Origin of the sequence: Bradyrhizobium sp., assembly GCF_030693485.1 — a bacterium.
In the GTDB taxonomy this organism is placed as follows: domain Bacteria; phylum Pseudomonadota; class Alphaproteobacteria; order Rhizobiales; family Xanthobacteraceae; genus Bradyrhizobium.
The window spans coordinates 1-7358 of sequence record NZ_JAUYAN010000149.1 but is presented as its reverse complement, the minus strand read 5'-3'; the positions used below and the strand labels follow the sequence as shown (position 1 = coordinate 7358).

Genomic DNA, 7358 nt, shown 5'->3' with positions numbered 1-7358 from the left:
ATGATCGGCGGCTTCGGCAACTGGTTCGTGCCGCTGATGATCGGCGCGCCCGACATGGCGTTCCCGCGCATGAACAACATCTCGTTCTGGCTGCTGCCGGCCTCGTTCGCGCTGCTCCTGATGTCCACCTTCGTCGAGGGTCCGCCGGGCGCCAACGGCGACGGCGGTGGCTGGACCATCTACGCGCCGCTGTCGACCTCGGGCCATCCCGGACCGGCGGTCGATTTCGCGATTCTGTCGCTTCATCTGGCCGGCGCCTCCTCGATCCTCGGCGCCATCAACTTCATCACCACGATCTTCAACATGCGCGCGCCGGGCATGACCCTGCACAAGATGCCGCTGTTCGTGTGGTCGATCCTGGTCACGGTGTTCCTGCTGCTGCTGTCGCTGCCGGTGCTGGCCGGCGCCATCACCATGCTGCTCACCGACCGCAATTTCGGCACCACCTTCTTCTCCGCCGAAGGCGGCGGCGACCCGGTGCTGTTCCAGCATCTGTTCTGGTTCTTCGGCCACCCCGAAGTCTACATCCTGATCCTGCCGGCGTTCGGCATGGTGAGCCAGATCATCTCGACCTTCTCGAAGAAGCCGGTGTTCGGCTATCTCGGCATGGCCTATGCGATGGTCGCGATCGGCGGCATCGGCTTCGTGGTGTGGGCGCACCACATGTACACCGTTGGCATGTCGTCGGCGACCCAGGCCTATTTCGTCGCCGCCACCATGGTGATCGCGGTGCCGACCGGCGTGAAGATCTTCTCCTGGATAGCGACGATGTGGGGCGGCTCGATCGAGTTCAAGACGCCGATGCTGTGGGCGATCGGCTTCATCTTCCTGTTCACGGTCGGCGGCGTGACCGGCGTGGTGCTGGCCAATGCCGGCGTCGACCGCGTGCTGCAGGATACCTATTACGTGGTCGCGCACTTCCACTACGTGCTGTCGCTCGGCGCCGTGTTCGGCATCTTCGCCGGCTGGTACTACTGGTTCCCGAAAATGTCCGGCTACATGTATTCGGAGTTCATCGGCAAGCTGCACTTCTGGGTCACCTTCGTCGGCGTCAATCTGGTGTTCTTCCCGCAGCACTTCCTCGGGCTGTCCGGCATGCCGCGCCGCTACGTCGATTATCCCGACGCCTTCGCCGGCTGGAACCTGGTGTCCTCGCTCGGCTCCTACCTCTCCGGCTTCGGCGTGCTGATCTTCATCTACGGCGTCATCCTGGCGTTCGTGAAGAAGGAACAGGCCGCCGCCAATCCGTGGGGGGCGGGCGCCACCACGCTGGAATGGACGCTGCCGTCGCCGCCGCCGTTCCATCAGTTCGAAGTGCTGCCCCGCGTGCAGTAATCGGCAATGCGCGGCGCATCGTTTGCGCCGCGCACTTAAACGGAAGAAAGACCTGTCTTGTCGGTTATCGACCACAACGCCATCGAACTGCCTCGCATCTCGGAGGCCAGTGTTGCCGACTACATCGCGCTGCTGAAGCCGCGGGTGATGTCGCTGGTGATCTTCACGGCGCTGGTCGGGCTCGTGATCGCGCCGGGCCACGTCCATCCGGTGCTGGCCTTCACCTCGATCCTCTGCATTGCGGTCGGCGCCGGCGCCTCGGGCGCGCTCAACATGTGGTACGAAAGCGATATCGACGCGCTGATGTCGCGCACCGTCAACCGACCGATCCCGCGCGGCCGCGTCTCGCGCCCGGAGGCGCTCGCCTTCGGCCTGATACTGGCGTTCTTCTCGGTGATGACGCTCGGCGTCCTCGTCAACTGGCTGGCCGGTGGATTGCTGGCTTTCACCATCTTCTTCTACGTCGTGATCTACACCATAGCGCTGAAGCGCTGGACCGCGCAGAACATCGTGATCGGCGGCGCTGCCGGCGCGCTGCCTCCTGTGGTGGCATGGGCGGCGGCGACCGGCTCGTTGTCGGTGGAGCCGCTGCTGCTGTTCCTGATCATCTTCTTCTGGACCCCGCCGCATTTCTGGGCGCTGGCGCTGTTTCGCAACGACGACTATGCCCGCGCCGGGGTGCCGATGCTGCCGGTGGTCGCCGGTCCCGATGCGACGCGGCTGCAGATCCTGCTTTATACCGTCGTGCTGGTGGCGGTTGCGGTGGCGCCGTGGCCGCTCGGTTATTTCGGCGCCGTCTACGGCCTGATGTCGCTGGCGCTCGGCGCCGGCATGTTCGCGCTCGCGGTCAACGTCTACCGGCATCGCACCGGTAGCCAGGCGTTGCGCGCCACCCGAAAGCTGTTCGCCTTCTCGATCGTTTATCTGTTCGTGCTGTTCGCGACCTTGCTGCTCGAGGTCGTCGTCCATGCCGTTGCACCCTCGATCTGGTAGGGGGCGCATGAGCGAATGGATGACAAGCAGATGCCAGACGGAATCGTCCTCACCGAGGCGCAGAAGAAAACCCGCCGTGAGCGTTCGATCGCCATCGCGCTGGCGCTCGCCGTGCTGGTCGTGCTGTTTTTCGCGGTCACCGTGGTCAAGGGACCTGCGGTGATGCTGCGGCCAATGTGACGGGATGATCGACATGGAGCGCCAGCCGACGATGCCGCCGCAACCGGCGACCACGAGCCAAGCCACCGCCGAACGCCGCCGGATCTTTCCACTGCGCGGGCTTGTATCGCTGCGCGGGCTTGGCCGCGACGCGGCGGTGGCTTCGCTCTGCGGCTTCGTCGTGGTGCTGATGGTCGGCGCGTCCTACGCGGCGGTGCCGTTCTACGACTGGTTCTGCCGCACCACCGGCTTCAACGGTACCACCCAGGTCGCGACCTCGGCTCCGTCAGGCGCGCCGCTGGCGCGCAAGATCGCGGTGCGGTTCGACGCCAATGTCGGGCCGGGGCTGCCCTGGAAGTTCGAGCCGGAGCAGACCGAGATCGAGGTCCGGATCGGCGAAGTCTTCACCGTGTTCTACAATGTGACCAACATTTCGGCACGCGAGACCACCGGGCAGGCCGCCTATAATGTGGCGCCGCTGACGGTCGGGGCGTATTTCCAGAAGATCAACTGCTTCTGCTTCACCGATCAGACCATGGCGCCAGGCGAAAAACGCCAGATGCCGGTGGTGTTCTACGTCGATCCGGCGCTGGCCGCGGACAGCGAGAACGACGGCTTGAATACCATTACCCTGTCCTACACTTTCTACCCCATGCGCGAAACGGCGCCGAAGCCGGTGGCGGCGAGCGAGCCGGACAAGCGCAAGGGCAGTCTCTGATTGCCGAGATCTCCAGGGATCTCGGAAAAATCTTCGGGGACGGGATTTGATTTTTGAGACGAATACGTGCCGAATAGCACGGCACCGCTAACGGAGAGACCGCAATGGCTACGGCGCACGTCAAGCACCACGACTACCACCTCGTCGATCCCTCCCCGTGGCCGATCGTCGGCTCCATCTCGGCCTTCATCATGGCCGTCGGCGCGGTCGCCTGGATGCACAAGATGTTCGGCGCAGCCCCGATCGTTTTCGGCATCGGCACCATCGGCGTGCTCTACACCATGGCGGCGTGGTGGAAAGACGTGATCCAGGAGGCCCAGCACAAGGGCGATCACACACGGGTGGTGCAGATCAGCCATCGCTACGGCATGATCCTGTTCATCGCCTCCGAAGTGATGTTCTTCGTCGCCTGGTTCTGGGCCTACTTTAACTCGGCGCTGTTCCCGGCCGATGCCGTCCATGCCACCCGCGAGGCGCTGTTCGGCGGCGTCTGGCCGCCCAAGGGCATCGAGACCTTCGATCCCTGGCACCTGCCGCTGCTGAACACGCTGATCCTGCTGACCTCGGGCACCACGGTGACCTGGGCGCATCACGCGCTGCTGGAGAACGACCGCCAGGGCCTGAAATGGGGCTTGATCCTCACCGTCCTGCTCGGCGCGGCCTTCACCTGCGTGCAGGCCTATGAATACGGCCACGCCGCGTTCAACTTCGCCGGCAATATCTACGGCGCCACCTTCTTCATGGCCACCGGCTTCCACGGCTTCCACGTGCTGGTCGGCACCATCTTCCTGCTGGTCTGCCTGTTCCGCGCATATGCCGGGCACTTCACGCCGACCCAGCACCTCGGCTTCGAATTCGCCGCCTGGTACTGGCATTTCGTCGACGTGGTGTGGTTGTTCCTGTTCATCGCCATCTACGTCTGGGGCCGGTAACGCGACCCATTGATCCTCGTCCACTGTGCTACAAGGGGGCGGCCGAAGGGCCGCCCTTTTCCGTTCTTGCCCTGCCCTGGAGGGGGAATTGAAGAGACGCCGCACCGCGTCGGGGATACGAACCCGCTCGCCATGGAAAAATGAATGCCGGACTCTACCCTGCCCACCGTCACCGAAAGCGCGATGCGCGGTCTCGCCTGCAAATGCCCGCGCTGCGGCAAGGGCAAATTGTATGCGGGATTCCTCGACCTGCGGCCGCGGTGTGAGTCCTGCGGGCTCGACTATGCCTTCATCGATAGCGGCGACGGGCCCGCGATTTTCCTGATCATGATCGCCGGCGCCATCGTGGTCGGATCGGCCCTGATCGTGGAGATCAAGTACCAGCCGCCGTTCTGGCTGCATGCCGTCCTCTGGCTGCCGCTGATCCTCGCGACCACATTGCTGCCGATGCGGTCGATGAAGTCGCTGCTGATCGCGCTGCAGTTCCACCACAAGGCGGCGCCCGGCCAATTGATCGATCGCGAGCCGAAATGAGCGGGATCATCGGGACGCGCCGCGGCGTCGTTGGCTTCGGCATTTTCTCGCTGGCCCTGGTGGCGCTGTGCGTCGGTCTCGGGGTGTGGCAGCTGCAGCGCCGCGCCGAGAAGCAAACGTTGATCGCGGCCCTGACCGAACGCCTCGCGTCGGCTCCCGGCGCGCTGCCGCAGGCCTCGCAATGGAGCGCGCTGGCGCCGGCCCGCGATGAATTCCGCCGCGTCCGTTTTGTCGCGACCTGGCAGCCCCGTCCGGATGCGATGGTCTACAGTGCCGGCTCGGCGGTACGCGACGATATCACCGGCCCCGGTACCTGGGCGTTCCTGCCCGCAACGCTGCCCTCCGGCGAGATCGTCGTGATCAATGCCGGCTTCGTGCAGAACACGATGCAGGACCGCGCCCAGCAGGATCGCGCGGTGACGCGGCTGATCACCGGGGAGCCTGCGACGCTGACGGGCTACCTCCGCTTTCCCGAAAGCGCGGGCACGCTGACGCCGCCGGAGAACATGGCCAAACGGCTGTGGTTCAGCCGCGATCATCTGGCGATGGTGCGGACGCTCGGCTGGGACGAGGGCGGCAAGCCGGTCGCGCCGTTCTACATCGACCTCGAAACCCCGGTGCCGGCGAGCGGCATCCCGAAACCCGGCCCGCTCACGGTTCGTCTCAAGGACAACCACATGCAATACATCATCACCTGGTTCGGGCTGGCGGGCGCCGTGGTGATCGCGTTCGGAGTGTGGTTATTTGGGCAGCGCTCGGCGCGTGCAAAACCACTACCTGAGACCTGACAAAGATGAACGAGACGCTGACAACCTCCCTTGCGCAGTTGCCGGTCACGCTGCGCGACATCGTGACGGCGGCGGGCGTGCTCGAAGGTTTGGTGAAGCGGACCAGCTTCGAGCGTAGCCGCACGCTGTCCGACATCACCGGTGCCAATATCTGGCTCAAGTTTGAAAACCTGCAGTTCACCGCGACCTTCAAGGAGCGCGGGGCGCTCAATCGGCTGTCGGGACTGTCCGCTGATGAACGACGACGAGGGGTGATTGCCTGTTCGGCCGGCAACCACGCCCAGGGTGTGGCCTATCACGCCGCCAACCTGTCAATACCGGCAACCATCGTCATGCCGGTGGGAACGCCGACCGTGAAGATCGAGAATACCCGCCGGCATGGTGCTGACGTGATCGAAGGTGGAGCAACCCTTGAGGAGGCCGCCGCCCTCGCCACCGGGATTTGTCGCCAACAGCAACTGACGTTCGTCCATCCCTACGATGATGCCCTGATCGTCGCCGGTCAGGGCACCATCGCGCTGGAAATGCTGGCCTCGGTGCCCGAGCTCGACGTCCTGATCGTGCCGATCGGCGGAGGCGGCCTGATCTCCGGCATGGCGGTCGCCGCCAAGACGATCAAGCCCAGCATCGAGATCATCGGCGTGCAGGCAACGCTCTATCCGTCGATGTACAACCTGATCAAGGGGCAGCTATTGCCGATGCGCGGCGATACGCTGGCGGAGGGCATCGCGGTCAAGGCGCCTGGCCGTATCACCTCGCAGATCGTGCGCGCGCTGGTCGATGACATCCTGCTGGTGAGCGAACAGCAGATCGAGCATGCGCTGAGCTTTCTCATAACCATCGAGAAGACCGTGACAGAGGGCGCCGGCGCTGCCGGTCTGGCAGCGGTCCTCGCTGACCCGGAGCGCTTCAAGGGCCGCGCGTTAGGCCTCGTGCTGAGCGGAGGCAATATCGACACCCGGCTGCTGTCAGGTGTGCTGACCCGCCAACTGGCGAGGGAGGGCCGCCTGTCGCAACTGAAGTTCGACATCGTGGACCGGCCCGGTCAGCTCGGCATGGTCGTCGAGGTTCTCGGCAAGAGCGGCGCCAACATCGTCGAGGTGTCGCATCAGCGCATCTTCACCGATCTACCGGCCAAGGCTGTGGTTCTTGAGGTGGTGATCGAGACCAAGGACCGGTCCCATCTTGCATCGGTCATTGCCGCGTTGAAGGCGGCCAACATCGATGTAGATGTCGGCGGGCATTAGCGAGGATTAGTTCGCTGGAATTCGACCTGCAATCTGTCAAGACCAACGGCATCCGCCTGCGCTGGATTGCTTCGCTGACGCTCGCAACGACGGCAGGTTTCCCCTCGTCCCGGCGAAGGCTAGGCGAAGGCCGGGACCCCATAGCCCATGGCCTCGCAACTGCCATTTCCCATTGTCCGAAAAACGCTTATGGTGCCGCACGATCTTGCAATCAGCAAGGTCACATTATCCATTAATATCAAAGGCTTGGCGATGGCCTTGCGCCTTTGGAGGGCGGTTTGACGCGGTATATTTCGACGCGCGGGGAGGCCCCCACGCTAGGTTTCTGCGATGTGATGCTGACCGGGCTGGCCCGCGACGGCGGCCTCTATGTGCCCGAGACCTGGCCGCAATTGTCTCCGCAAGCCATCGCCGGATTGTTCGGCCGGCCCTATTGGGAAGTCGCGGTCGAGGTCATCAGGCCCTTCGTCGGCGGCGAAATCTCCGATGCCGATCTCGGCCGCATGGCCAATGAGGCCTACGCCACGTTCCGCCATCCCGCCGTGGTTCCGCTCGACCAGACCGGTCCCAATCAATTCATGCTGGAGCTGTTTCACGGCCCGACGCTGGCGTTCAAGGACGTCGCGATGCAGTTGATCTCGCGGCTGATGGA

Annotated in this window: 8 protein-coding genes and 1 pseudogene; all 9 read left to right on the top strand. The window is 64.2% G+C overall.

The window, feature by feature from the left end; genetic code table 11:
• On the top strand, positions 1-1335 hold a 1335-nt coding region (locus Q8N40_RS10880; protein WP_305711824.1), incomplete at its 5' end, for a cytochrome c oxidase subunit 1.
• 57 nt (positions 1336-1392) lie between these two features.
• Entirely contained in the window at positions 1393-2328 is a 936-nt protein-coding gene (locus Q8N40_RS10875) for a heme o synthase (RefSeq protein ID WP_305711823.1), read from the top strand.
• A gap of 15 nt (positions 2329-2343) precedes the next feature.
• Positions 2344-2508, top strand: a complete 165-nt coding sequence (locus tag Q8N40_RS10870; protein ID WP_305319976.1) for a CoxF protein — start codon at positions 2344-2346, stop codon at positions 2506-2508.
• Between the two features lie 13 nt (positions 2509-2521).
• Positions 2522-3205 carry a cytochrome c oxidase assembly protein gene (locus Q8N40_RS10865; protein ID WP_305711822.1) on the top strand — a complete coding sequence of 228 codons (684 nt, stop codon included), beginning with the start codon at positions 2522-2524 and terminating at the stop codon, positions 3203-3205.
• Positions 3206-3309: 104 nt separating this feature from the next.
• Positions 3310-4137: a cytochrome c oxidase subunit 3 gene (locus Q8N40_RS10860; RefSeq protein WP_305711821.1), complete on the top strand. Its 828-nt coding sequence runs from the start codon at positions 3310-3312 to the stop codon at positions 4135-4137.
• Between the two features lie 144 nt (positions 4138-4281).
• The gene (locus Q8N40_RS10855; protein WP_305318690.1) at positions 4282-4671 is read left to right on the top strand and encodes a DUF983 domain-containing protein; all 390 of its coding nucleotides are present in this window, start codon (positions 4282-4284) and stop codon (positions 4669-4671) included.
• Positions 4668-5459, top strand: a complete 792-nt coding sequence (locus Q8N40_RS10850; protein ID WP_305711820.1) for an SURF1 family protein — start codon at positions 4668-4670, stop codon at positions 5457-5459. Before Q8N40_RS10855 ends, Q8N40_RS10850 begins: the two co-directional genes overlap by 4 nt.
• A 5-nt stretch (positions 5460-5464) precedes the next feature.
• Complete coding sequence (locus Q8N40_RS10845) at positions 5465-6706, top strand: threonine ammonia-lyase (protein WP_305711819.1); 1242 nt, start codon at positions 5465-5467, stop codon at positions 6704-6706.
• Between the two features lie 278 nt (positions 6707-6984).
• Positions 6985-7358 (top strand): annotated as a pseudogene (locus Q8N40_RS10840) (threonine synthase); the annotation flags it as partial.

Coding starts and splice junctions, on each gene's coding strand:
- Q8N40_RS10870 (WP_305319976.1), top strand. CDS start 2,344: ATGGATGACAAGCAGATGCCAGACGGAATCGTCCTCACCGAGGCGCAG.
- Q8N40_RS10865 (WP_305711822.1), top strand. CDS start 2,522: ATGGAGCGCCAGCCGACGATGCCGCCGCAACCGGCGACCACGAGCCAA.
- Q8N40_RS10860 (WP_305711821.1), top strand. CDS start 3,310: ATGGCTACGGCGCACGTCAAGCACCACGACTACCACCTCGTCGATCCC.
- Q8N40_RS10855 (WP_305318690.1), top strand. CDS start 4,282: ATGCCGGACTCTACCCTGCCCACCGTCACCGAAAGCGCGATGCGCGGT.
- Q8N40_RS10850 (WP_305711820.1), top strand. CDS start 4,668: ATGAGCGGGATCATCGGGACGCGCCGCGGCGTCGTTGGCTTCGGCATT.
- Q8N40_RS10845 (WP_305711819.1), top strand. CDS start 5,465: ATGAACGAGACGCTGACAACCTCCCTTGCGCAGTTGCCGGTCACGCTG.